18 protein-coding genes are annotated in these 23,856 nt (G+C 66.4%); 1 reads left to right on the forward strand and 17 read right to left on the reverse strand.

What is annotated here, in order from left to right; translation table 11 throughout:
• Window positions 1-104: 104 nt before the first annotated feature.
• Complete coding sequence (locus J9314_RS15880; protein WP_210603283.1) at window positions 105-2,363, reverse strand: HNH endonuclease signature motif containing protein; 2,259 nt, start codon at window positions 2,361-2,363, stop codon at window positions 105-107.
• A gap of 608 nt (window positions 2,364-2,971) precedes the next feature.
• Here J9314_RS15880 and J9314_RS15885 point away from each other — a divergent pair.
• Complete coding sequence (locus tag J9314_RS15885; RefSeq protein WP_210603284.1) at window positions 2,972-4,009, forward strand: NAD(P)/FAD-dependent oxidoreductase; 1,038 nt, start codon at window positions 2,972-2,974, stop codon at window positions 4,007-4,009.
• Between the two features lie 130 nt (window positions 4,010-4,139).
• Here the strand turns inward: J9314_RS15885 and J9314_RS15890 are convergent, their stop codons facing one another.
• The 16 genes from J9314_RS15890 to J9314_RS15965 form a co-directional block, all read right to left on the reverse strand.
• Window positions 4,140-4,535 (reverse strand): universal stress protein, encoded by a 396-nt coding sequence (locus tag J9314_RS15890; protein ID WP_210603285.1) that lies wholly within the window; start codon window positions 4,533-4,535, stop codon window positions 4,140-4,142.
• A gap of 137 nt (window positions 4,536-4,672) precedes the next feature.
• On the reverse strand, window positions 4,673-6,103 hold the full coding sequence (locus J9314_RS15895) for an APC family permease (RefSeq protein ID WP_210603286.1): 1,431 nt from the start codon (window positions 6,101-6,103) through the stop codon (window positions 4,673-4,675).
• Window positions 6,104-6,262: 159 nt separating this feature from the next.
• A complete protein-coding gene (locus tag J9314_RS15900) occupies window positions 6,263-6,964 on the reverse strand; it encodes a type 1 glutamine amidotransferase (RefSeq protein ID WP_210603287.1) in 702 nt (233 codons plus the stop codon).
• Complete coding sequence (locus J9314_RS15905) at window positions 6,961-8,154, reverse strand: dipeptidase (RefSeq protein WP_246490438.1); 1,194 nt, start codon at window positions 8,152-8,154, stop codon at window positions 6,961-6,963. Before J9314_RS15905 ends, J9314_RS15900 begins: the two co-directional genes overlap by 4 nt.
• Window positions 8,155-8,302: 148 nt before the next feature.
• Complete coding sequence (locus tag J9314_RS15910; RefSeq protein ID WP_210605720.1) at window positions 8,303-9,460, reverse strand: DUF819 family protein; 1,158 nt, start codon at window positions 9,458-9,460, stop codon at window positions 8,303-8,305.
• A 136-nt stretch (window positions 9,461-9,596) separates the two neighbouring features.
• Window positions 9,597-9,905 carry a DUF3870 domain-containing protein gene (locus tag J9314_RS15915; RefSeq protein ID WP_210603288.1) on the reverse strand — a complete coding sequence of 103 codons (309 nt, stop codon included), beginning with the start codon at window positions 9,903-9,905 and terminating at the stop codon, window positions 9,597-9,599.
• Between the two features lie 139 nt (window positions 9,906-10,044).
• Window positions 10,045-10,860, reverse strand: coding sequence for a serine hydrolase (locus J9314_RS15920; RefSeq protein ID WP_210603289.1), 816 nt, complete (start codon window positions 10,858-10,860; stop codon window positions 10,045-10,047).
• Between the two features lie 107 nt (window positions 10,861-10,967).
• The gene (locus tag J9314_RS15925; RefSeq protein WP_210603290.1) at window positions 10,968-12,230 is read right to left on the reverse strand and encodes a S66 peptidase family protein; all 1,263 of its coding nucleotides are present in this window, start codon (window positions 12,228-12,230) and stop codon (window positions 10,968-10,970) included.
• Window positions 12,223-13,878 (reverse strand): ATP-binding cassette domain-containing protein, encoded by a 1,656-nt coding sequence (locus J9314_RS15930; RefSeq protein WP_210603291.1) that lies wholly within the window; start codon window positions 13,876-13,878, stop codon window positions 12,223-12,225. The genes J9314_RS15925 and J9314_RS15930 overlap by 8 nt, the downstream gene beginning before the upstream one ends.
• Window positions 13,878-14,861 carry an ABC transporter permease gene (locus J9314_RS15935; RefSeq protein ID WP_246490439.1) on the reverse strand — a complete coding sequence of 328 codons (984 nt, stop codon included), beginning with the start codon at window positions 14,859-14,861 and terminating at the stop codon, window positions 13,878-13,880. The genes J9314_RS15930 and J9314_RS15935 overlap by 1 nt, the downstream gene beginning before the upstream one ends.
• Entirely contained in the window at window positions 14,861-16,006 is a 1,146-nt protein-coding gene (locus J9314_RS15940) for an ABC transporter permease (RefSeq protein ID WP_246490440.1), read from the reverse strand. Before J9314_RS15940 ends, J9314_RS15935 begins: the two co-directional genes overlap by 1 nt.
• Before the next feature lie 148 nt (window positions 16,007-16,154).
• Complete coding sequence (locus J9314_RS15945; protein ID WP_210603292.1) at window positions 16,155-17,978, reverse strand: ABC transporter substrate-binding protein; 1,824 nt, start codon at window positions 17,976-17,978, stop codon at window positions 16,155-16,157.
• An 86-nt stretch (window positions 17,979-18,064) separates the two neighbouring features.
• Window positions 18,065-19,696 carry a type III PLP-dependent enzyme domain-containing protein gene (locus J9314_RS15950; RefSeq protein ID WP_246490441.1) on the reverse strand — a complete coding sequence of 544 codons (1,632 nt, stop codon included), beginning with the start codon at window positions 19,694-19,696 and terminating at the stop codon, window positions 18,065-18,067.
• 111 nt (window positions 19,697-19,807) lie between these two features.
• On the reverse strand, window positions 19,808-21,490 hold the full coding sequence (locus J9314_RS15955; protein ID WP_210603293.1) for a PucR family transcriptional regulator: 1,683 nt from the start codon (window positions 21,488-21,490) through the stop codon (window positions 19,808-19,810).
• A 42-nt stretch (window positions 21,491-21,532) separates the two neighbouring features.
• Window positions 21,533-22,180 (reverse strand): response regulator transcription factor, encoded by a 648-nt coding sequence (locus J9314_RS15960; RefSeq protein WP_210603294.1) that lies wholly within the window; start codon window positions 22,178-22,180, stop codon window positions 21,533-21,535.
• Window positions 22,177-23,832 carry a sensor histidine kinase gene (locus tag J9314_RS15965; RefSeq protein ID WP_210603295.1) on the reverse strand — a complete coding sequence of 552 codons (1,656 nt, stop codon included), beginning with the start codon at window positions 23,830-23,832 and terminating at the stop codon, window positions 22,177-22,179. Before J9314_RS15965 ends, J9314_RS15960 begins: the two co-directional genes overlap by 4 nt.
• Window positions 23,833-23,856 lie beyond the last annotated feature (24 nt).

Below are 23,856 nucleotides of genomic sequence, written 5' to 3' on the forward strand. Positions count from 1 at the left end.
TAGGTTCGGCCGGCGGGTCGACTGTCAGCCCGGTGCCAATGCGGGCACTGGGTTGAGCCTCGATCCGGTGTCGGGGCTGCGGTCGTCCGCAGTCCCGAGGTCGGTCAGCCGAAGAGGGTCTCTCCGATCTCCCGCGCGATGAACCGCGCATGCAGGATCGGTGTCCGAGCCGCGTCGACCGATGTCGGAGGCACCCATGCCGGGCGACCGTCCTTGAGCATGATGCAGTACCAATCGGACTTGTCGATCAGGTGGTGGTGGGCCGAACACGCCAACGTCAAGTTGTTGACGTCGGTCTCGCCTTCTTCTGCCCAAGCGACGATGTGGTGTGCTTCGCACCATCCGGGAGGGGTGTCACAACCGGGGAATGAGCATCCCTGGTCGCGGCTGGCGAGGATCGCCAGCTGCTTCTCGGTCGCCAGTCGCCGTTCGGTCGCGAGCGCCAACGACTTGGTCTTCTTGCCCATCAGGTGGAAGAACACCGATCCGTTGAGTCCTTCCAGAGCGGCCGAGGTGATCGGGAATGGTGCCTCGACCCCGGTGGCGGCTTTGCCGGTCTGCGTCGCGAGGTCCTCGGCCTTGGCCGTGACGACCAGGGCGTAGGCGGCGCCCGCCTTGATGCGGTTCATCTCGATACCACCGACGAGGCTGGAGAACCGTTCGTAGATCCGGCGGCGAACGCTCGGCTGCTGTGCAGCCATCGCGACCAGAGTGCCGTCTTCCCTGACGCCCGCGCCCTGCGGGATCTCGCCGTTGTCGCCGACCTGGGGCTGTGAGAAGTCGAGTGAGGGGTCGAGGCAGTCGGAGCGATCCCCGCGCAGAACTTCGGTGAAGGTGTCGACGATGGCCTGATCGCTGTCTGCCTCCGCGGCGCCGGAGGCGGCCTCAGCAGCGCTGTCGGCGAGCGTCCCGGCTTGGGACTCGGAACCCGCAGCGCCTTCCGTGCCGGCACTGGCAGTACCGTCGGCGCTGCCTTCCGCACACGGCGCGTCGGCTTCCTCGTCCGATGCGTTGTCGGCCTTGATCCGGGAGGTGAGCAGTCCGTTGAGGACTCCTCCCGTCTCTGCGTCGAGTCGGCCCTTGAGGGTCCAGGTGCCGTCCTTGAGCTGGCGCAAGTTGACGTTGAAGTCATCGCGATCGGCCGCTTCTTTCGGCTCCCGCCCGTCCGGGTCGATCCAGCCGCAGATCTCCTCGAAGAGGGCGTGAATGTCTCGCACGCGAACGGCTGGCGCCTTGTCGACGAGCAGCCGTTCGGCCATGAGCTTGTCGTCGTCGGAGACCGTCGGCGGAAGACTCTTCAGGCACTTGATGATGGTCGACGCCTGGTTCGACGACAGGATGCCGTCGCGCAGGGCTGCCGACAGTGTCGCGAACTGCGGTTCGATCGATTCCCCGCTCATAGCGGTTCGCTTGCCCAGATGCTCGGCGAGCTGCGTCCTGCGGTAGGCCTCCTGAGAAGACAGGTTCAAACGATTCTGAACCAGCGCTTTAGTCGTCTTCGCCCCGTAGTCGCGTGGCGTTCCGACCCGGTCGAAGACCGAAAGGGTGACGACTGACAACGACTCGGTCAGTCGGTCGAGCGTTTCGAGCCCGTCGAGCACCGTCACGGCGTCATCAGGCCCCATGGGCCGCGCGAAGTCGCGGAGTTCGCCCAGCAGGCGCTGGAGCTGTTCGACGCTGTCGGTGACCTCCGGCGCGATGTGCTCGAGGTCTGACCAGCGATACTCGTCGAGCAGGGGGTGACCACCCGCCGTCGGCGTGGCGTTCTCGGCCACGACTCTATGGCGCTCGGCGCGCTCGAGCTCGGCCTCGCGTGCCGCCTCCTGCGCCTTCTGCTTCTCCTCTTCGTACTGGTCGAACCGTGCGTCCAGTTCGGCGCTTTCGCGTTCGCAGTCCTCACGGAACTGCTGCGCTTCGCGTTCGTCGCGCGCTTCACGCGCCTTACGCTCTTCGCGCTGTTCCGGTGTCTCGCTCTCTTCGCGCTTCTTCTTCATCCACGCAGCCTGGCGCGCTTCGGCCTCCGCGATATACGCCTTGACATCGTCTTCGGTGCTTGGCTGAACGGGCTTGCGCGACCACAGCCCTTCTGCGTCTCGCAGGTCGCTTCCCTGCAGAGTCGACGGGGTGGCAGCGAAGTCTTCGTCGTCGGTCGCGTCGTCGGCGATACCGTCGAAGCGGTCAGCCAGGGGATGACCGGTGAGATCGAGGCCGGCCCGTTCGAGAAGCTCCCGATAGGACGGCGCGGCGGTCTCCGGCCCTTCGGAAGGGGTCGGCATCGGGGTGTCGGGTCGAAGCGGGGTCGACGAAGCCGAGTCGGATTCGTCGTTCTGTTTGTCGTGCCTACGGTCGGGGATGAGAGCCATGTTCTCTGTGTCCGTTCATCATCGTTGATGTCTTCGGCTACCTATATTCTAAATCAGGATTAGAACGCTGTCTATAGTTCTGTACTATTTGTATTCCTTTCTCTTTTCCCTCTTCGAAATTCTTCTATTCCTTGACGTCATTATGAGACTGAGGCCCGGCAAGGAGTGGATCGTCATCGGGCAATGCTCGAAGTGTCGGACCGCAAAGCCGATAAAGCCGTCATGCATCGCACTTCCCGGCCAGGCGGAAGATGCCTTTCCCGCCGGGCAGAAGAAGGCTTCCCCGCCGGGCGGAAGAAGAGGGAAGACACAGCGAATCCCGGAAGAGAAGAACTGAGGAGGCCTGGTCTCCAATACCTGCATTCAGACTACATTTCGGCACTGACACCACTTCGGGGTCTTACAGGAAGCAGCAGTGACCGGCGCGCACGAAGCCGGTCCACACCAGCGGACGACACCGGCAGCAGAGAATGTTTTGCTATTTCCGCAAATAATATTGCCGATTCGTGGAGTCGCATCACAGACTGTCCATACAGCGATCCACGGCAGCCACGGATTCATCGCAACGACCGATCCACGGCAGCCACGAATGACACCTGAGGAGAACTATGGCCACCACAGCGCCCGCAAACCCCACAGCACCGACCGCCCCCGGATCACCCACCGACGCCCACTCGTCCGCCCACGACACTCAGACCGTCGAGGTGGCCATCGTCGGCGGCGGTGTTGCCGGTTTGGCAGCCTCGGTGGCACTCGCCCGATCCTTGCGCTCGGTCGTCGTCATCGACGCTGGTCAGCCCCGCAATGCGCCGAGCGCGCATGCGCACAACGTCCTCGGCAACGAGGGCATCAATCCTCTCGAACTCGTCGCGAAGGGCCGTGCCGAGGCGGAGGACTACGGAGTGGCCTTCCTCGACGCAACTGTCACGGAAGCCCGCACAACCCACTCCCCCGAGGCGGGCCCGGGGCATCGGTTCGAACTGACCACCTCGGCGGGGATCGTCGTCCGCGCCCAGCGGATCATCATCGCCACCGGACTGACCGACGAACTGCCGGACATCCCCGGCCTCGCCGAGGGCTGGGGCGAGACCGTCCTGCACTGTCCGTACTGCCACGGATACGAGGTCCGCGGGCAACGCCTCGGCATCATCGGGACCACCGCGATGTCCTACCATCAGGCGATGCTGTTCTCCCAGCTCAGCAACGACGTCACCCTCATCCGACACAACGCTCCCGAGCCCGATGACGACCAGGTCAGGATGCTCGATTCGCTCGGCATCGAGTACATCGACGCCCACATCCCCGAGGTGGACCGCACCGACGCCGGCACCGTCCTATCCCTGAAGCGACGGACAGTGGATGCCGTGGCTGTCGTCGAAACCCTCACCTTCGATGCCCTCGCCGTCGGCGGCTACGCACGCGCGAACTCCGAGCTGTTCGGCCAGCTCGGCGGCGAAGTCGACGAGCACCCGAGCGGAATGGGAACCTACATACCCACGCAGATGGCCGGCCAGACCGCGGTGCCCGGCGTGTGGGCGATCGGCAACAGCGCCGACATGTCGGCCATGGTCGTGGCGAGCGCCGCGAGCGGCGTCCTCGCCGGTGCACACGTCAACGCCGATCTCATCATCAGCTCGGTCGGCTGATCAGCCGGACGATGGCCTCAGTGCAAAATCACCCTCAGTGCGCGAGGCATCGGGCACGGTCCCCGTCAGTGCAAAATCACCCTCAGTGCGCGAGGCATCGGGCACAGTCCCCGTCAGCGCACAATCAGCCTCAGTGTGCGGCCTTCACGCACAGCACCGGAACCTCGGCGTCGAGGATGACCTTCTGGATCGTCGAGCCGAGGAGGAACTTCCCGACCGGGGTGCGCTTCCGGGTGCCGAGCACGATGAGCTCGGCACCCACCTCGGCGGCGGTGTCGAGGATCTGCTCGGCCGGATCGTATTCGCTGCCCATGGTCAGCACCCGGTATTCGACCTCTGACCGTGACAGATAGTCCTTCACGGACTTCAGCTCACCCTCGCCGAGGCGGTACGAATCGTTGCGCTGAGCCGACCGGGAGGCGTTGACGACGACGAGCTCCTTGCCGTCCTTCTTCGCCTGCGCGATTCCGGAGTCGAGCGCGGCATGACCGGCAGGATTGTTGACGTAACCGACGAGAATGCTCATTTATTCACCTTCGCTGATCTGAGCGCTGATAGAAGCTGGCTGAAACGAAACAGAACTGAGCGGGCGGGACGGTGGCCCCACCTCGCGGTGGCCCTGCTTCCCAGGATAACGGTGCCCCACCTCGGCGAGGGGGTTCCTCACGTCAGCTCCTCGGGATTGCGGAAGCGGGTGCTCGTGCCCTTCGTCGAACGGTTCCACAGCCAGGTGATGGCCCACAGGACGACGCCGATTCCGACGAGCGCGACGGCGATCTGATACTGGATGAGGTCGTCGAGGCGGGCCCACGGGCCGACGAGGAATGCGCAGCTGAATACGCCGATCCACGGCAGGAACGTCGGTGCTTTGAAGTGCTCGTGTTTCGCCGGCTGCCTGCGCAGGATGAGCACGGCGACGTTGACGACGGCGAAGACCGCGAGCAGCAGCAGCGAGGTGGTGCCGCCCAGCGATGCGGTCACCGATTCGGGCAGGATCGTGGTCACCGAGATGATGAGCGCGTAGGCGATGAGCGTCGTGAAGATGATCGACACCCACGGCGATCGGCGGCCGGCCAGCACCTTCGCGAACACCGGCGGGAGCACGTTCTGCTTCGCCATTCCATAGAGCAGGCGGCTGGCCATGAGCATGTTGATGAGCGCGGAGTTCGCGACGGCGAACATCGTCATGAACGGGAAGATCGCGTCGATCGGAATCCCGGGCGCACCGGCCCGGACGACGTCGAGGAGCGGGGTCTCGCTTTCGGAGAGCTGACCGATCGGAACCGCCGCGACCGCGACGATGGACACGAGCACGTAGATCACACCGGTGATCGAGAGCCCCGAGAGCATGATCTTCGGGAAGATCCGCGGGTCCTTCGTCTCCTCGACCATATTCACCGAATCCTCGAACCCGACCATCGAGAAGAAGGCGAGCGACGTAGCACCCGTGATCGCGAGGAAGACGCTCTTGTCATCGGCGGTCTCGAAGATCATCACCCGCGAGAAGTCGGCGCTGCCGGACCCCAGGGCGAAGAATCCGACGACGATGACGAGCAGCAGACCGGTCAGTTCGATGAGAGTGAGGACGACGTTGAACCAGACGCTCTCGCCGACCCCGCGGAGGTTGATCGCAGCGACGAGGGTGAGGAATCCGAGTGCAATCCACATCACGCCGGTGCCCGAGATGTCCCAGCCGAAGCCGGCGACCATATTCGCCGCGAACACGTTCGAGGCCGTCGACGCCGAGGTGATGCCCGAGCTGAGGACGGCGAATGCGACGAGGAAGGTGACGAAGTGGATCCCGAACGCCTTGTGCGTATACAGGGCGGCGCCCGCGGCCTCCGGGTACTTCGTGACGAGCTCCATGTAGGAGAAGGCCGTGATCAGGGCGATTGCGAAGGCGAGGATGACCGGTGCCCAGCCGGCACCGCCGACCTGCCCCGCCACCTGGCCGGTGAGCGCGTAGACGCCCGTTCCGAGGATGTCGCCGACGATGAACAGGAGCAGAAGCTTCGGCCCCATGACCCGCTTGAGGGTCTCGGGCTGCTGCCCATCACCTGATTCGACCGTGGTCGTCGGTCCCTTGTCGCTCATGATTCCTCCGTGTCGTCAGCGGCCGGTTCGCCGCCGTCCTGGCAGTTCCTGCAGCCGCCGCAGTCCTGGCAGCCCTGCAACCGGCGCAGCCTTGGCAGTTCCCGCAGCCTTGGCAGTCCTGGCAACTCCGACGGTGGTCAGAGCCTGACCCAGTATGCCTCAGCTCCGCACAACATCGAGAAACGCAGTGAACAGCGCCTTCGCATCACGTTCGCTCTCAGGCCCAAGCTCCTTCGCTTCATCCAACAGCGTAGCTTTATCGAACCCGAGTGTCCGCAGTTTCTCCGAATCCCATCGCAGAATGTTCTCTCGCGTCGACTCCGGATGGAACTGCGTCCCCCAGGCCCGGCCGACCCGGAACGCCTGGAACTCGCAGACCTCACTACGGGCCAGCAGCGTCGCCTCCCCCGGCAGTGAGACGATGCGATCGACGTGGCTTTCGACGAACGACGTCTGCGATCGGATCGCGGAGAACACGGGGTCGTCGACCGCCTCGGCGGTGGTGTCGATCCTCGTGTACCCCTTCTCCGGTGCTCCGGTCTGTGCGCGCACATCGCCGCCAATCACGTGCGCGATGAGCTGCCCGCCGAGGCAGATGCCGAACTGCGGCAGGTCCGCTTCCAGCCCACGCCTTACGAGCGCGGCCTCATCGGCCAGCCACGGTGCCCGGTCCGTCTCATCGGGCATGTATCCGCCGCCGAGCATGACCAGCCCGTCATATGCGCTGAGCGCGTCGGGCCCCGGCAGCGGCGAGATACCCCCGATGCGCAGGTCGAATTCGACGTTCTCGCTGATCATCCACCGCGTCAGCTGCCCCGGCTGAGACTCGATGTCATTGACGATGACGAGCAGTCGGGTCATGATTCCGACCCCGCCGAGGCGGCTGCGCCATCGGGTGCTGCCGTGCCGGTCTCAGCCGGCACCGAGGCGGTCGTGCCGGTGGGTGCCGCTGTGTCGTCGGATCCGGCTGTACTGTCGCTCGTGCTGAGGAAGGCGGTGTACGCCTCCTCGTGTGCGTCGAGGACGCGCATCGCATTGTCGAAGCCGAGCTTGTTCAGATCGGCCTGCGACCAGCCGCGGGAGGCGAGTTCGGCGAAGAGGTTCGGGTACTGGCCCGCATCGCCGAGCCCGGTCGGCAGCTCGTCGACGCCGCAGATGTCGCCGCCGAGGCCGATGTGATCGATGCCGATCCTCTCGCGTACGTAATCGCAGTGATCGGCGACCTGGGCCACGGTCACCTCGGGGGCGGTGCCGTTCTCCCCGGCCTCGACCCATTCGCGACGTGCGTTCGAGACGAACGAGGGCACGAACGTCATCATCGCCACTCCCCCGTTGCCGGGCACACGATCGAGAACGTCGTCGGGGATGTTGCGCGGGTGCGGGTTGAGCCCGAACGCGCACGAGTGGCTGAAGATCACCGGCAGCGTGCTCAGATCCAGCGACTGGTGCATCACCGACGGCGCAACATGGGAGAGGTCGACGATCATGCCGATCCGGTTCATCTCCGCAACGACCTCGCGGCCGAACTCGCTCAAGCCCCCATGCTGAGGTTCGTCGGTGGCCGAGTCCGCCCAGGAATGCGTCGTCGACCAGGTCAGCGTCATGTACCGGGCCCCTGCGCGGGCATAGGAGCGCAGCACGGCCAGGGACTCGTCGATCTGCTGACCGCCCTCGACACCCATGAGGGAGGCCACCTTCCCGGCGGCGCGGGCAGCACGGACATCGGCGGCGGTGCGGGCGAAGGCGAGGCGTTCGGGGTAGGCGGTGACGAAGCGCTGGACCGCATCGATCTGCTCCCACGTGGCCTTGATCGCATCCGCTCCGGTGATCGAGGAATGGACGTAGACGGACCAGTACTGCGCGGCGACGTGCCCGGCCGCCAGCTGATCCATCGTGGTGAACGGCGAGACGGTCGGGTCGTTGAGGCCCTCGACGCTGTAGTCGCGTTCTTCGCGCAGGAACCAGGAGAGGTCGTTATGCCCGTCGAAGACGTCGACGGCAGCGGGTGCGGATTCTGTGGCTGGTGCGGATTCAGTGGCGGATGCGGTCATGGTTGGGTCCTTCCGGTCGAGCGGTTACGGTCAGGGCAGGTGCGGGCGGGCCGGTGCGACATGGTCGGGGCGCTGCGGGGCGTGCACGGATCGGCGCGCCCGCGATGGGGAGGTCGGCCGCCTCGGCGAGGGTGTGTCGGTCCGTTCATCATGCCAGCCCGGACAGGATCTGTGCCGACCAGAGGCCCAAGAATGTGCCGAGGAACGTTCCCATCAGCGCGAACAGCACACCGACCGGGACGAGCTGCCGGTTGAAGGCTCCCGCCACGACCGGCGCCGAGGCGATGCCCCCGATGTTCGCGGTGCTGGCCACGGCGAGGCTGAAGAGTTCGGTGCGGGTGAGCTTCGCGTAGATGAGCATGATGGCGATGTGGACGACCAGGACGATGATTCCGGCCACCAGGTACAGCGGTGCCTCGGCCAGAGCTGTGAAGTCCGAGCCGGAGGCGATGATGCCGATGATGAGGTAGAGCAGGATCGAGGCGAGCTCATTGGATCCGGCGGTCTTGCCGAAGCGAGTCGAGCCGATGGCGAGGCCGAGGACGCTGACGATGAGGATCGTCCACGCGGTGCTGTCGATGACCGCGCCGACCTCGGGCAGCATGTCGCCGATGCGCGTGGCCAAGGCGGAGGCGAGCAGCGCGAATCCGATGAGACCGAAGATCGATGACAGCGTCATCGGCTTCTCCTCCTCAGCATCGACCTTATTCGTGAAGTCGAGCTTCGACATATCGGCCTTCGTCCACTTGTCGAACTTGTCGGAGACCGCCACGGAGGAGAAGATGAGCAGCAGCCAGAACGAGTAGAGCACCGTGTCGACGATGAGGACATAGCCGAACACGTTCTTGGGCGCCTGGACGACTTCCTGCACAGCGACCATGTTCGCCGAACCGCCCGTCCACGAGGCGTTGAGTGCGCCGAGAGCCTTCCACGCCTCCGGGTCGAGACTGGAGTGCAGAATGAGGTAGCTGACGATGAAGCCTACGATGATGCTCGCCGCGGTCACGGCGAAGGTCAGCAGCAGCTTCGGCCCGAGCTTGATGATCTGCCGGATATCGCACTTGAACAGCATGAGCAGGATCATCGCGGGCAGCAACGCCGTGCGCAGAGTGTCGCCGACGTCGTCGATGTCCCCGCCGGTGTGGTCGAAGACGCCGATGGTATTGAGCAGAGCGGCCACGATGTAGAGGATGACGAAGCCGGGCACATACTTGAAGAGCTTGAAGCGCCCGCTCCTGTCCGCAACGACGAGCGCTGCGGAGATCGCCAGAAGCAGGCTGATGAATAGATAACCGTCCGTGATCACAAACGACACTTCCTCATTGAATTCGTCCATCCCGACAGCGGCACCGCTGGCGGCACCGGGGATGAAGCAATGTGCAGTTGTCGATCGGATCCGGTCCGGTGAGGGCCCGGGCAATCGCGGTGGTCGGACGCGCCGCTTAAGCGGCAACCTCGCGGTACTTCTTCGCGGCGTTGTTCACTGCTGTGATCAGCGCCTTCTGCGAGGAACCGTGGTAACGCCGCTGGATGCGTTCGATGAGTCGACCGGGGTCCGTGATGTCGGCATCGACGAACAGGCTCCGAATGAAGTTGCGGGTCAGAGCCAACGTCGCCGTGCAGTCCACATCGAGGATGCGGTGAGTGTCCGGTGCGATCTCGAAAGCCACGTAGAACAGACCGAACTGGCTGGTGATCGGGTTGTTCGACGGAGCCTTCGCTTCGCCTGTGAGGTAGATCGTTTCGGACATCGCCCACCAGACTACCCCACGGTTCTCCGCACCGGGAGTGGAACAGCGGGAGTCGAACGGCGAGCAGACACCGTCGAGGTCCGCTCGACCGGAGACGGCGGTCGTACGGCGACAGACGAAGCCCCTTCGACGGCAACGATCAGAGGAATCGGTGGATGGCTTCGCCGGCTTCGCGCATGACCGGCATGACGTCGACGACGCGGTCGGTGTCCGGCTCCCAGTTCGCGAACACCGCGTAGGCGACCCGGCGCGTCCGCGTCATGACGATGCCGGAATCGGCCCTGATCGTCCCGTTCGTGCCCGTCTTGTTCCATACCCACACGTCGCGCTGGTAGTTGTAATGCGCGAGCGGATCGAGATCGAACGCCGAGGCGACCATCGAGGTGTCCGCGCCGGCGCCCAACCAGCGACGGAAGATCTCGTTCGTCGACTCGTCCCAGAACTCGTCCTTGGCGTGCCGGGCCATGAAGTCGGAGAGCTCCGCGGCGGTGCCCGTCGACAGGGTCCGCGGCGCTTTGGCCGGTCGCGGCCAGCGAAGGAAGTCGTGCAGACCCGAGTCCGTGTACCCGAGCGCCTTCACCTGAGCTGCGACGTTCTCCAGGCCGACACGACGGATGAGCACGTTCGTCGCGAAGTTGTCGCTGAAGGCGCCGATGAGCAGGGCCACGTCGAAGATGCTCAGATCGTCCTGCTCCATGAGGTACCAGATCCCTGACTCATCGACCCGTTCGGACGGTCGGCGATGCAGTCGCTCCTCGAGGTCGAGCGTGCCGTCCTTGTACATCTGCAGCGCGGTGTGCAGCAGGAACACCTTGCCCATGCTGGCGGTGTCGAGTTCGTCGTTCTCGTGGTGGGCGAACACCCTCTCCCCGCTGTCGACGTCGAAGGCCAACGCGCTGAAGCGCACCCCCGGCAGTCCGTCGAAGTTCGGTCCGTCGAAGTTCAGTTCACTCATGATCGTGCTCCTGTCAGTCTCGTTTCCGTCGTATACGTCGTGTCGCACTCGTCGTGTCGTACTCGTCGTGCGGCACCCGGCATACCCCGCTCGTCATGTCGTACCCGTCATGTCGTACTCGTCATCCGGTCTTCCGCCGGGTCCACCCACATCCGCGGCCGCGCGTTCGCCGGCGCTTCGAGCGTGACAGCGACGCCCAGCGGCACGCTCGGGGCATCCGGGTCGTGCCCGAATCCCATCTCGCTGATCACCGGAACGCCCGCATCGCCGAGGTAGTCCATCATCAGCGCCTCCACCTCGTCGACCGGTGCGCAGTCCTCCCACGACCCGAGCACCACCGCATCGGCCGAGGCGAACCACCCACCGCGGACGAGCTGAACCATGAGGTTGTCGAGCCGGTACAACTCCTCGTCGACGTCTTCGAGCATGAGAATCGTCGGCCCGCCCGTCTCCCGCCACCGACTCGCGCCGAGCAGCTCCGGACTGCCGATCCCTGCCGCCACGAGACTGAGGTTTCCCCCACCGAGGCGGCCCCTCGCTCGTCCTGGCACCAACGTCCGCGCCCGGCTGAGCGGGCGGGCGGCCGCGGCAGTTCCCTGCCCAGCAGCTTCTCGCGCACCAGTTCCCTGCGATGCCGCCGCAGCACTGCCTTGGGTGGGCGAAATGGTCGGGTCGGCACCGTCTTGGGTGGGCGAAATGGTCGGGTCACCGGCGGATTCATCCGACCGTTTCGCCCACCTAAGCGACGGCTCGGAGGAGGTGCCCGCACCGCCCGCACCCTCAGGGAAGCCGAGCTCGCGACCGCCCCAGGGGTGGAAGAGCCAGGAGGCCACCTCGTCGGGGACCACCGTCGAGCTCTTGAACGGATCGTTGCCGACCATCGGGCAGAACAGGGTCGCCACGCCGAGGTGGTGCTCCCATGCCTGGTGGAGGGCGGTGATGTCCGAGGACCCGGTGAGCAGCTTGGGTCGGCCGTCGGCCCTCCACATGTGCCTGCGCATGAGGTCGAAGTCGATGCCGTCGAGCAGGCGCATGGCTCCGTATCCGCCGCGCAGCGCGATGACGGCGTCGGTGTCCGGATCGCACCAGGCGTCGACGAGGTCGATCCGCCGCTGCTCGTCGGTGCCGGCGAGGTACTTCACCCGCGGGTGCCTGGCGCGGACGTTCTCACCAGGCACGACGCGCAGCCCCCAGGATTCGAGCTGGGCGATCGCGCGCAGCAAGGACTCCTCATCGGTGGGCCCGGACGGCGCTATGAGACGCACGGTGTCGCCGGACTGCAGGGGTGCGGTGGAGAGGTACGGGCTCGACACAATCGTGCCCGCGCCGTCTCCCTCTGCCACTGGTCCGACCGCTTCCGGGCTACTCATTCCTCACCAGACTCTGACTTCCCAGTCGCGGAACCGCGGCGAGCAGCTCCTGCGTGTAGGCGTGCTGCGGGTCCTTCAGCACCGTGTCCACGTCACCGTATTCCACAATCTCACCTTTCTTCATCACTGCCACTGTATCCGCGATGTTCCAGGCCAGACCCAGGTCGTGGGTGATGATGAGCGCGCTCATGCCGAGGTTCTTCTTCAGTGCGAGGAACAGCGACAGGATCTCCCCGCGCACCGAGGCATCCAGGGACGCCACCGGTTCGTCGGCGATGAGCACCTGCGGATCCAAGGCGAGCGCCCCGGCGATGACGACTCTCTGCCGCTGTCCGCCGGAGAGTTCCTGCGGGATCGATTCGAGGTAGTCCGCGGCCGGGGTGAGCTCGGCGGCTTCGAGGGCTCCGATGACCCGCTCGTACTCGCGGTCCTTGATCCCCTGCACACGCAGCCCTTCGACCACCGCCTCGTAGACGCTGCGTTTGGGGTTGAGGGAACCCGACGGGTCCTGCAGGATCATCTGCACCTGCCGCCGGAACGTCCGCAGCGCCTTCGCCTTCTTCGGCAGCGGCTCGCCCGCAAATGACAGCTGCGAGCCCGGCTCCACCTCCTGCAGCCCGAGCAGCGACCGCGCCAGGGTCGTCTTCCCCGAACCGGATTGGCCGACGACGGCGAGGATCTCCGCCTTATGCAGCGCCAGGTCCACGCCGCGGACGGCTCTCTCGCGACCGTGGCGGGTGTCGAAGGAGACGCTGAGTTCCTTCGCCTCGAGCACCACCTCATCACTCATGGTGAACGGCTCGGCTCGGGTCACCTCGGCGGGTTTGAGGGTTCGGGGATGCAGCCGGGATTCGGGGTCACCTATCTGCGGGAAAGCACCGGCGAGCTGCTTCGTGTACTCCTCCTGGGGTCGCAGGCAGACGTCGTCGCTGGGTCCGTATTCGACGAGCTTCCCGTGCCGCATGATCGCGAGCTTCGCACATACTGCAGAGAGCACGGCCAGGTCGTGGCTGATCATCAGCAGCGAGATCCCGCGCTCGGCGACGAGGGCGGCGAGCCCGGACAGGATCTGCTTCTGCACGATGACGTCGAGGGCCGTGGTCGGCTCGTCGGCGATGATGATGTCCGGTTCGCAGGCGAGGGCCATGGCGATCATGATCCGCTGCTTCTGCCCGCCGGAGAGCTCATGCGGGTAGGCGATGGCCTTCGACCGGTCGAGGTCGACCTCGCTTAAGAGTTCGAACATCCGATCCCGACGCTTCTCCGGGGTCGTCCACGTTCCCTTCGCATGGTGTGTCAGCGCCTCGATGATCTGGCCCCCGACTTCGCGGACGGGGTTGAGCGAATGCAGGGCACCCTGGAACACGATCGAGGCCTGCGCCCACCGGACCGCGCGGATCTGCCCGAAGTTGAGGTCCTGCAGGTCCTTCCCGCCGAGGAGGACCCGCCCGTCCAGCCGGGCCGACTTGGGCAGCAGCCGCAGGGCCGACATGATCAGCGTCGACTTCCCCGACCCGGATTCCCCGGCGATGCCCAGTGTGGCTCCCGCGGGCAGGTCGAGGCTGACATCCTTCACGGCCACGACGTCGCCGCGGTCGGAGGACGAACGGTACGTGATCGAGACGTTCTCGAAGCTCAAGTCGGTCATCAGCGGCTCCTGAGGGCGGGGTTGATGATGGCCTCGAGCGCGCGGCCGACCATGGTGAAGGCCAGCACCACGAGGAGGATGGCGATGCCGGGGGTGAGCACGTACCACCAGTAGCCCGACGTCGCGGCCGAGACGTCCATCGAGTTCTTCAGGATCGTGCCCCACGACTCCTTGCTCGTATCCCCGAGGCCGAGGAAGGACAGCGTCGATTCGGCGATGATCGCCCCACCGACGGTCAGGGTCGTGTTCGCGAGCACGAGCGGCATCACCGACGGCAGCAGGTGACGGAAGAGGATGTGCCGATGCCCGGCGCCGAGGATGCGCGCCCTTTCGATGTAGAGCCGGGATTCGACGCTGAGCGTCTGCGAGCGCACGATGCGCGCGGTCGAGGCCCACGACGTCAGCCCGATGGCGACGACGATCGTGAACACTCCGCGTTCGAGGACGGAGGAGAGCACGATCGCCAGCAGCAGGGAGGGCAGGACGATGAAGAAGTCGACGATGCGCATGATGATGCCGCCGAAGAGCCCGGTGAAGTGACCGGCGGCCAGGCCCATGATCGTGCCGATGACCATCGACATCACGGTCGCGGCGACGCCGACGAGGATGGACACGCGGGCACCCCAGAGGATGCGCACCCACATCTCGCGGCCGAGGTCGTCGGTGCCCAAGGGGTGCTCGAGGCTCGGCGGGGCGTAGCGGGGCACGTCGAGCTGTTTGGTCACGTCGAGCAGCGACTCGGGCGCGATGAGCGGGGCGGCGACGGCGATGATGACGAAGAAGAGGAGGACGACCGCGCCGACCATCGCGGGGATGTCGGAGCGGAACAGCGCCCAGTTCTTCTTCGCGTTGTTCAGCCGGCGTTCGCGGACGAGCTTCGCACCGTCGACGACGGGGGCCGCACCTCGCGATTCTGCACCACGCGGGTCCGAGCCGTTCGACGAGGGCTCGGGGGCCGCCTCGGCGGGGGTGTCTGCACTCATCAGGCCCTCCTGACGCGGGGATCGAGGAATCGGTAGACGAGGTCGGCGGCGAGGTTCATGACGATGATGATCGCCGAGAACACGACGAACGTGCCCTGCAGAAGCGGCAGGTCGGGGCCGCGGATCGCCTCGAAGGTGAGTTTGCCGAGCCCCGGCCAGGAGAACACGGCCTCGACGGTGACGGCGCCGGCGATGAGCCCGCCGATGTGGAGGAAGACGACGGTGACCGTCGGCAGCAGCGCATTCGGCACAGCGTGCTTGCGGCGGACCTCGTCCTCGGTCAGCCCCTTCGCGCGGGCGGTCGTGAGGTAGTCCTCGCTCATCTCCTCGAGCAGGGAGGCGCGCATGACCATGAGGAACTGCGCGTAGACGACGGCGACGAGGGTGATGACCGGGAGGATGAGGTGCTTGATGACGTCGATGACCGCGGCTGCCGACCACGGTTCGAGGCTCGGGGTGACCATGCCGCCGGTGGGCAGCCACTGCAGGGTGCCGCCGAAGATCATCAGCAGGATGAGGCCGAGCCAGAACGTCGGCACGGACCAGAAGATCAGCGAGGTCGAGGAGGCGACCTTGTCGAAGAGCGAATTGCGTCGCCAGGCCGAGAGCTGACCGAGCCACAGTCCCAGTGCGATCGCGATGACCGCGGCGGTGGCCGTGAGCAGCAGGGTCGGGCCGAGGTATTCGCCGATGAGCGAGGCCACGGACTTCCGGTACACGTAGGACTCGCCGAGGTCGCCGGTGACGATGCCCACGAGGTAGTCCCAGAACTGGACGATGACGGGTTTGTCGAGTCCGTACTGGCTGCGGAGCTCGGCGATCTGGGCCGGGCTCATCGGCCGTTCCTTGGCGATCTTGAGCACCGGGTCGCCGGGCAGCAGGCGGAACGCGAAGAAGCCGAGGAGCACGACGAGGATCATCGACGTCGCCGCCCCGCCGAGCTTGCGGAGGAAGTAGCGCGCGAAGGATCCGCCCGCCGGCGGTTCGTCCATGTCCCGTGCGAGATCGGTGCCGACCGATCCCGGCGCCGAGGCGGCTTCCCCGTTCACGGGGTCGGGTCCCTTGCCCGTAGGGCCGGGTCCCGATCCGGTGTGCCCCTGGTTCGGGTCCCCCGTCCGGGGGTCGTCGTGGGTGGGTGTGCTCACTGTGGTGCTCCTGGTACTGAAGGGGAGGGGCCGGGCTGTGCCCTGACGGGGGCTGTGCCCTGACGGGGGCTGCGTCCCGGACGCCGCTGGTGCGACGTCCGGGACGACGGCGCCGGGCTGCTAGTCGCGGGCTGCTACTCGCGGTCAGTTACTCGCGGTCGTCGGACTTCTTGCGACGGCTGAGCAGCCAGCCGCCTCCGCCGAGGACGACGATGACAGCCGCGCCGATGCCGATCCATCCGCCGGTGCCGATTCCGCCGCTGCTCGCGGCGTCCTCGTCGCTGACCGGTTCGACCGAGGCGTAACCCCAGTAGCCGACCTGGTTGGCAATGGCACCGCCGTCGGTGGGCTGCTTGGTGAAGTTGTCGAACCGGTCGGAGCGGTAGGCCTCGAGCTGGTTCGGGTACCACAGCGTCACCGAGGGGGTCTCCTCGTAGTGGATGGCCAGGGCCTTCTGCACGAGGTCCTGGCGCTTGGCCTGGTCGAGTTCGACGTGCTGAGCCTTGTAGAGCTTGTCGAACTCCTTGTTGCACCAGCCGTCCTGGCTGGTGCCGCCGTTGCCCTCGGCGTCGGGACGCTGGTCACAGGTGTTGATGCTCAGCTGGTAGTCCGGATCCGGGTTGATCGACCAGCCGGAGAAGTACATGTCGTAGTCGCCCTTGGTGGTGCGTTCGGACACGGTGTCGACGTCGGTCGATTCGTTCTTCAGGTCGATGCCGATGTCCTTCATCCACGGAGCCAGGAACTTCGCGGTGCTCTGCTCGATCGGAGCGTCGGCATCGGTGAGGAAGCGCAGTGTGAGCTTCTTCCCGTCCTTCTCGCGGATGCCGTCGGAGCCTTCCTTCCAGCCGGCGTCGTCGAGCAGCTTCTTCGCCTTCTTCACGTCGAAGCCGCTGATGACCGGGTTGTCGGACTTGAGTGCCCAGTTCGGGTAGACGGCGGGGATGAAGCTCGTCGCCGGCTGCGCGTAGTCCTGCATGACCTGCTTGCGCAGCGTCTCGACGTCGATGCCGGCTCGGATCGCCTGCCGGACCTTCTTGTCCTTGAGCGCCTTCGCCCCCGTGCCGAATTCCTTGCCCTTGGCATCGGCGACTCCCGGGTTGATCGAGATGCCGTTGAAGCGGCGGCCGTGGCCGTCGTTGAGTTCGACGTTCTCGGCTCCGTCGAGGGCGGAGAACTGTTCGGGGCTCAAGCCCGTGATGAAGTCGACCTCGCCGGAGCGGATCGCCTGCACCTGGGCGTCGGAGTTCGTGTAGTAGCGGTACTGGATCTCGTCGAGCTTCGGCTTGCCGCGCCAGAAGTTCGGGTTCGCCTTGAGTGTGACGGACTTGTTCGCCTCATAGCTCTCGAGCTGGTACGGGCCCGAACCGACGGATTTCTCGTCGTTCTTGAAATCGCCTGGCTTGTCGATCTTCGACCACACGTGTTCGGGGACGACGGGGATCTCCTGGCCGGGATTGTTCGCCTGCGGCTTCTTCAAGGTGATGACGAGCGTATCGTCGTCCGGTGCCTCGACCTTGTCGAAGTTCTCGACGAGGCTGCCGTTGGCGACCGCCATCTCGTCCTTCTCCATCATCTGGGTGTACGTCCAGGCGACGTCTTTCGCGGTCAGCGGTTCGCCGTCGGACCACTTCATGTCCGGTCGCATCTTATAGGTCCAGACCAGGCCGTCGTCGTCGGTGTTCCATTCGGTGGCGAGACCCTCGGTGACCGAGCCGTCCTTGGCGTCGTTGGCCACGAGGTTCTCGTACATGTACCGGAACGTGTTCGTCGGCAGCAGGTAGAAGGAGGTGAAGGGGTTGAATGAATCGATGAAGCCGTCGGTGGCGATCCGCAGCACGTTGTCGTCGCCCGGGGCCTCGGAGGTCGCCGCCTGAGCGGGCGTGGTGGCCAGCGATCCGGCCAGCGCCAGTGCGGCGACGCCGGCGAGGCACCGGCGCCACCCTCTGCGCAGTGTGGGGTTGGTGAACATCTTTGTCCTTCTGTCATTTCCGTGATTCGGTTATGGATATCTGCAGGTGAGACCCTGCTCACACTTCATCCTAAGTCGATCTGACCTCAACTTCGGATAAACGCGCCCTGTTTGTCTGCGTCGCGCTCACCGTCCTTCCCTGCGGTGCGGGAGGGCCCGCCCGCGGGCGGTGCAGTGAGGTCCGGCTCCCCCGCCTCGGCGAGGACATCGTCGATCATCTGCCGGGCCCGGATGAGGACGAACTGCGGCGCCCCTTCGCCGAGGCGGCCCCCGGTGCCGTATTCATCCGGGGATGGGGAGGGCCCGGTCGGGACAGTGTCGGTCGGCTCGGTGGCGGAGGCCCCTGCGTCGGCTGGGCCGAGTTCAGCCTGGTCGGGTCCGGCCTGGTCAGATCGGGCATCTGTTCCAACGGGGATGCGGTAGCCGTAGACGGGAACGCGCGGGAGGAGATTGTAGGAGAAGGGGTTCGAGAAGTAGTACGCGCCGGTGTCGGGGACGGCGACGAGGTCTCCGGCGTCGAGCCGGGGCAGCATCCGATCGCGGGCGAGCAGGTCACCGGCGAAGCAGGCGGGGCCTGCGACGTCGGTGGGGACCGCCTCGGCGATCTTGGGTCTGCCCTGCGAGTCGAAGGGCAGGATGCGCAGTGGCCAGTCGGCGGGGGCGTAGGCGGTGCGGGTGGCGACCTGGACGCCTGCGTGGGTCATGGCGATGCGGCGGCCGCCGGTGGTCTTCGCGTACTCGACGCGGGTGAGGATCGTGCCGGCCTTGGCGAGCAGGGCGCGCCCGAATTCGGTGACGAGGTCGAAGTCGAAGAGCTCGGGGATCCGGGCCTCGAGGGCCGCGCGGTAGTCGGCAAAGGTCGGAGTGACCTCCTCGCCGTCGAAGTTCACGGGAAGTCCCCCGCCGATGTCGATGCGCGTGACCTGCCGGCGGTTGACGCGGGTATTGATCTCTGCGGCGAGTTCGACGGCCACGGCGATGCCCTCGGCAGCCTGGTCGAGGCCGATGCCCTGCGAACCCGAGTGGACGTGGATCTGGGTCAGCCACGGCCGGGCGAGGTAGGCCTCGATGACAGCCTCACGGGATCCTTCGTCGGTGAGGCCGACGCCGAACTTCGAGGTCTGGGTGGCGGTGCTGAGCGCGCCGATCGTGCCCGTGCCCGACTGCGGGTTGATGCGGATCCCGACCCTCGCCGAGGCTGGGGTGGGGTGTCGTTCGTCGAACAGGGTGTCGAGTCGGGCGAGCTCCTCGAGGCTGTCGATGTTCATCGACACTCCGAGCTCGACGGCCCGGCGCAGCTCGGTCCAGGTCTTCGCGGGAGAGTCGAAGACGATGCGGTCGGGGGTGAACCCTGCGGCGAGGGCGAGTTCGAGTTCACCGGGACTGGCGACCTCGCAGCCGGCTCCTGCCTCGGCGTAGAGGCGCAGCAGCGGGCGGAGCGGCACGGCCTTGCAGGCCACCGCGTGGAGGACGTCGTGGTCGGAGGCGAAGGCCGAGCTCAGCTGAGCAAAGGCCTCGTCGATGTGGTCGAGGTCGATGAGACCGATGACGGGATGTGCGTCACCGAGGGCGGGAGCGTCGCCGCGTGCGGGAGCGTCACTGTGGGTGGGATCGTCACTGAGGGTGGGTGCGTCAGTGTGGTCAGAGTTGTCGGCGACGGCGGTGATCGCGCGCGCCCGCCGGGCAGGGGTCGAGGAAGCGTCGTGTCTGGTGTGCATCATGTCCTTCGTCAGCGGTATGAATGCACTCTAGAACGCTGGCGCTATGAGGTTCGGACACTATTGCGCCAAAGTTCACGCGGTCTCGTTGTGATGAACCGACAATCAGGCTCAGCGGCTGCCGCTTCGATTGCTGCCGATGGCGGTCTCCCTGTCGACGACGAGCACCGAGAGCTCCAGCCACAGTCTCTCGGCGCGTTCGGAGGTCGACAGCCCTGTGATCTCCTCGATCCGGCCGAGCCGGTGGCGCAGCGAGTTCGTGTGGACGTGCAGCCGGCGGGAGGCCTCGGCGGAGTTGCCGACGGTGGCGAAGTAGACCCGCAGCGTCTCGAGCAGCTGTCCGTGATGCTCCGCGTCGTGGGCGGCGAGCGCCCGCGCCGGCGCCGAGATCTGCGGGCCAGCGGAAGGTGCCCCGGACTGCGGGCCCGCACTGCGCATCGAGACCTGCGATTCCGCGGCGCGGAGGGCATCAGCCGTCATGAGCCCGATGAGATCGGCGGCGACGTCATCGGCGGTGGCTCCGATCGCCTGCGCGGTGTGGGTCGGCGACGTATCATCGGTCGGCGCACTGCGGCTGAGCAGCGCATCGACGATGTCGACCGCCTCCCTCCAGGCCCGCTGCACATGATCGAGCCTCTCGACGGTGGAACCCACCCCGAAGAGGAGCATCTCGGACGAGGGCAGCGATCGTTTGAGTGCCGTGACCACGCGGAGCTTGATCTCTGTCGCGGTGAGGTCCCCGTCGATGTGGAGGAGCACCGCGAGCCGACCGGTGCGGTCGTCGTGGGCGAGGACGGCGTCGGCGAAGGCCGCACGCAGGTGGAACCGCAGCGCCGGTTCCCGTTCGGGGGCCACCTCGGCGAAGGCGAGGGCCGAGTAATGCCCGGAGAAGGGCAGCGCGAGCAGCGTCGCGGCCGGACCCAGATCTGCGGCGCCGAGGAGGATCGACCCGAGAGCTTCGCGGCGGATGCGCTTCTCGAACGGTGAGCGCCGCAGGGTGCGCAGCATCACCGGGAGTGCTGCGCGGGCCGCTTCGCGCAGCACCTCGCGCAGAGATTCCGCGGGCACGGACTCCGGGTAGGCGGCCCAGATCGTGCCGATGAGTTCGCCTTCGCTGCGCAGTGCGATCACCGAACGCGCCGGGGTCGCACCGTCGGCGGGACGTTCGACGACGTCGGTCGAGCGGCGCACGGTGTCGAGGAATCCGGACTCCTCGAGTTCGGCGATGCGCCAGCCCGGGATCGCACCGGAGAGGATGGTCTCGCGGCGGATCTCATCGAGCTCATCGCCGAGGTTGGCGTGGGCGAGGACGCGGGAGGCCGGGTCCTCGATGGTGATCGATGCGCCCGTCGACTCCGCGATGACCGCGGCCAGCGCGCTGAGGTCGTCGACATCGGGCCAGGCCAGGGTGCTCGCGGCGCCTTCCCGGAGCTGGCGGAGGTGGACGAGCACTTCGGACCATGTCACGGCTGCAGACCGTTCGAGAAGGACCGGTGCGGTTCCTCCCTCACCGTAAGCAGGGGTGTCGGTGAGGTGGTCGTGAGCTCCGGGCGAGAGGATCAGGGCCGCCGCTCCACGGTGGGTCTCGATCAGCGCATCGAGTCGGTCGGAGCTGCCGACCGCCTCGGCGATGAGGACGACCGTACCGGTCAGCGCCTGTGTATCGGCGGGCAGGTCGAAGTCGAATTCGACCCGGGTGACCAGGATGTCGTCGGCCACCTCGGTGAGCGGCAGGAGGAAGCCCTCGGTGTCCCGGATCAGGTGGGACAGGCGGGGACTCGCGGCATCGGTCATGGTTCCCACTGTAGTAGGCGGGCAGGTGGCCTCGAGGGATCCCTACTCCGGTGAGTAGTACTTGAACTGGAGGGCGCGGACGACGAGCTGGGCGAGGTTCTTCGCGCCCAGTTTGATGCGCAGGTTCTTCGCATGTGTCTTCATCGTGCTCATCGTGACGAACTGCGCTTCGGCGATCTCGTCGTAGCCGTGCCCCTGACAGAGGAGGATGAGCAGCTCGAGTTCCCGATCGGTCAGCTGAGGCGCGGAGGTCGGCGCCTCGGGCAGCTCATCGCCGCTGATGCTGATGTCCTCGGCCAGGCCTTTGAGCAGTTCGGGCGACTCCCCTGCCGAGGCGGCCCGCACCACCGAGACGAGCTCCTCCTCGCCCGCTGTCTTATTCACCACGGCGAGCGCACCGGCCTCGAGTCCGCGGGCGATTCCCGGCCCCGGCGCCACTGTGGTCAGCAACACCACGCGGGCGTCCGGGTCGTGCTCGAGGATCGCAGCCGTCGCGTCGACGCCGCTCATTCCCGGCGGCATGTTGACATCCATGAGCACGAGGTCAGGACGGTGCACGGTGAAGGACTCGACAGCCTCTTCGCCGGAGTGCACCGGGTCGAGGACCTCGAAGTCGCCGTTGTCCCGCAGCGCCGCCGTGACCGCGCGGGTCGTCCAGGAATCATCGTCGACGACGAGGACCGATGTCACGCGTCGACCTTGTTCCGACGACCGGCGGAGTCATCGCGAGAGGGACGGTCGCCGCCAGGGCTGTTCGGTCCGCCGGAGCGGGCCGTCTCGTTCGCGCGGCTCTCACCGCTGGCGGCGGGCGCGCGGTCCGGCTCCGGAGCCCTCGACTCACGGTCGCCTTCGCCTGTCGCCGACGTGATCGGCTCGCCTTCGGCCGTCGCCGAGGAGGCCGAGCCGCCATCGGTCGACGACGACTTCGATCCGCCTCCGTCCGATGCCGACTCCGACCCGTCTCCAATCGTCGTCGAGGCGGGCGAGCCGCCTCCGTCCCATGACGCGGACAGCACGTCGTCGCCGATGACATCGATCATGTCGGCGTCGGTTCCCGCGGCCCCGCGGTTCGCGACCGCCGTCGCGGACGGCGAACCCGCGGACGGTGATCCTGCGGACGGACGTGCGGACGGGGCGCCTGCGGACGGTGAGAGGAAGCGGACGGGCAGGGCCACCTCGACGACGGCTCTCTTCTCTTCATCGGTCTCGACTCGGCACGCCCCGCCCACTGCGGTCGCGCGTCGGGCCAGCGATCGCGGCACCTGGGTGAGTTCAGCGGGGGTTTCATTGGTGCTGCGGCAGATCAGCTCGGCCCGGTCTCCGTGCTCACCGCGGATCTCGACCTCGATCGACGCGGGAGTCGCCGGGGTGGAATGGCGGATGACGTTCGTGGCCAGTTCGAGCATGACTGCGCGGAAATGGTGGCCCAGCGTGCTCGAGGAATACGCCGGCAGCGGCGACAGACTGGTCGTCAGCGGCACAGAACCGGCCGTGCATCCGTCCTCGATCGCGGTCGTCAGCTGCTCGGCCTCGGTGCGGAAGCGGATGCGGGAACTGCGCCGGTCCCCGGTGCAGCTCTCGGCCTCCCACGTGCTCAGACTCGTCACCAGCTGGCGCAGCCGCTTGGTCGCTTCGGCGTTGACGAGCGAGAGCTCGGCCAGCAGTCGCGCGGCGTTCTCCGAGTCGGTCTCCTTCGCCAGCGTGCGGATGATCGCGGACTCGGTGGTCAGGGAGTGCGAGATGGTGTCGTGCATATCGCTGGTGAACCGTGCGCGCATCGCGTCGAGGGTCTTCTGGTGTTCGACAGCGGCACGTTCCCGCCGGCCGATCTCGCGGCGGATCCGGACCTCGACGAAGCTCGCCGACAGACCGAGCAGCGCGTAGGTCAGCCAACCGTAGCCGAGGTCGGTCAGCCCCTCGAATCCGGCGTCATAGGCACCCAGCCGAGTCGCGACGATGAGGTAGGCGGCCAGGCCCACGGTGCCGAGGGCGAACCCGATCCACCGGCGACGGCTGATGAGGACCGCCGTGGCGAGGATGAGTGCCTCCGGGTACATGTTCTCGAGGCTCGGGTAGAGCTGGGAGAAGACCATGCCCAGTCCGGTCGTCGCGATGACGATGGTCAGCGGCAGGAATGCAGCGAGGACGATGAGGCCGTAGGCGAGGATGAGGAACGCGGCGTAGCGGGGTTCGGCGATCTCGAACGACCCGGGCACGAGGATGGTCAGGCCCATGATGAGCGCCAGCAGGCGGATCGGCAGGTCGATGAAGCGCGGTCCCCTGAGGAACCGCCACACACGGGCCGGAACGCTCATGCTCGAGCGGTCGATCGCTGAAGTCATGGCCTCTATTGTGCTACATCCCCC

It is taken from the genome of Brevibacterium oceani, assembly GCF_017948325.1.
Classification (GTDB): domain Bacteria; phylum Actinomycetota; class Actinomycetes; order Actinomycetales; family Brevibacteriaceae; genus Brevibacterium; species Brevibacterium oceani.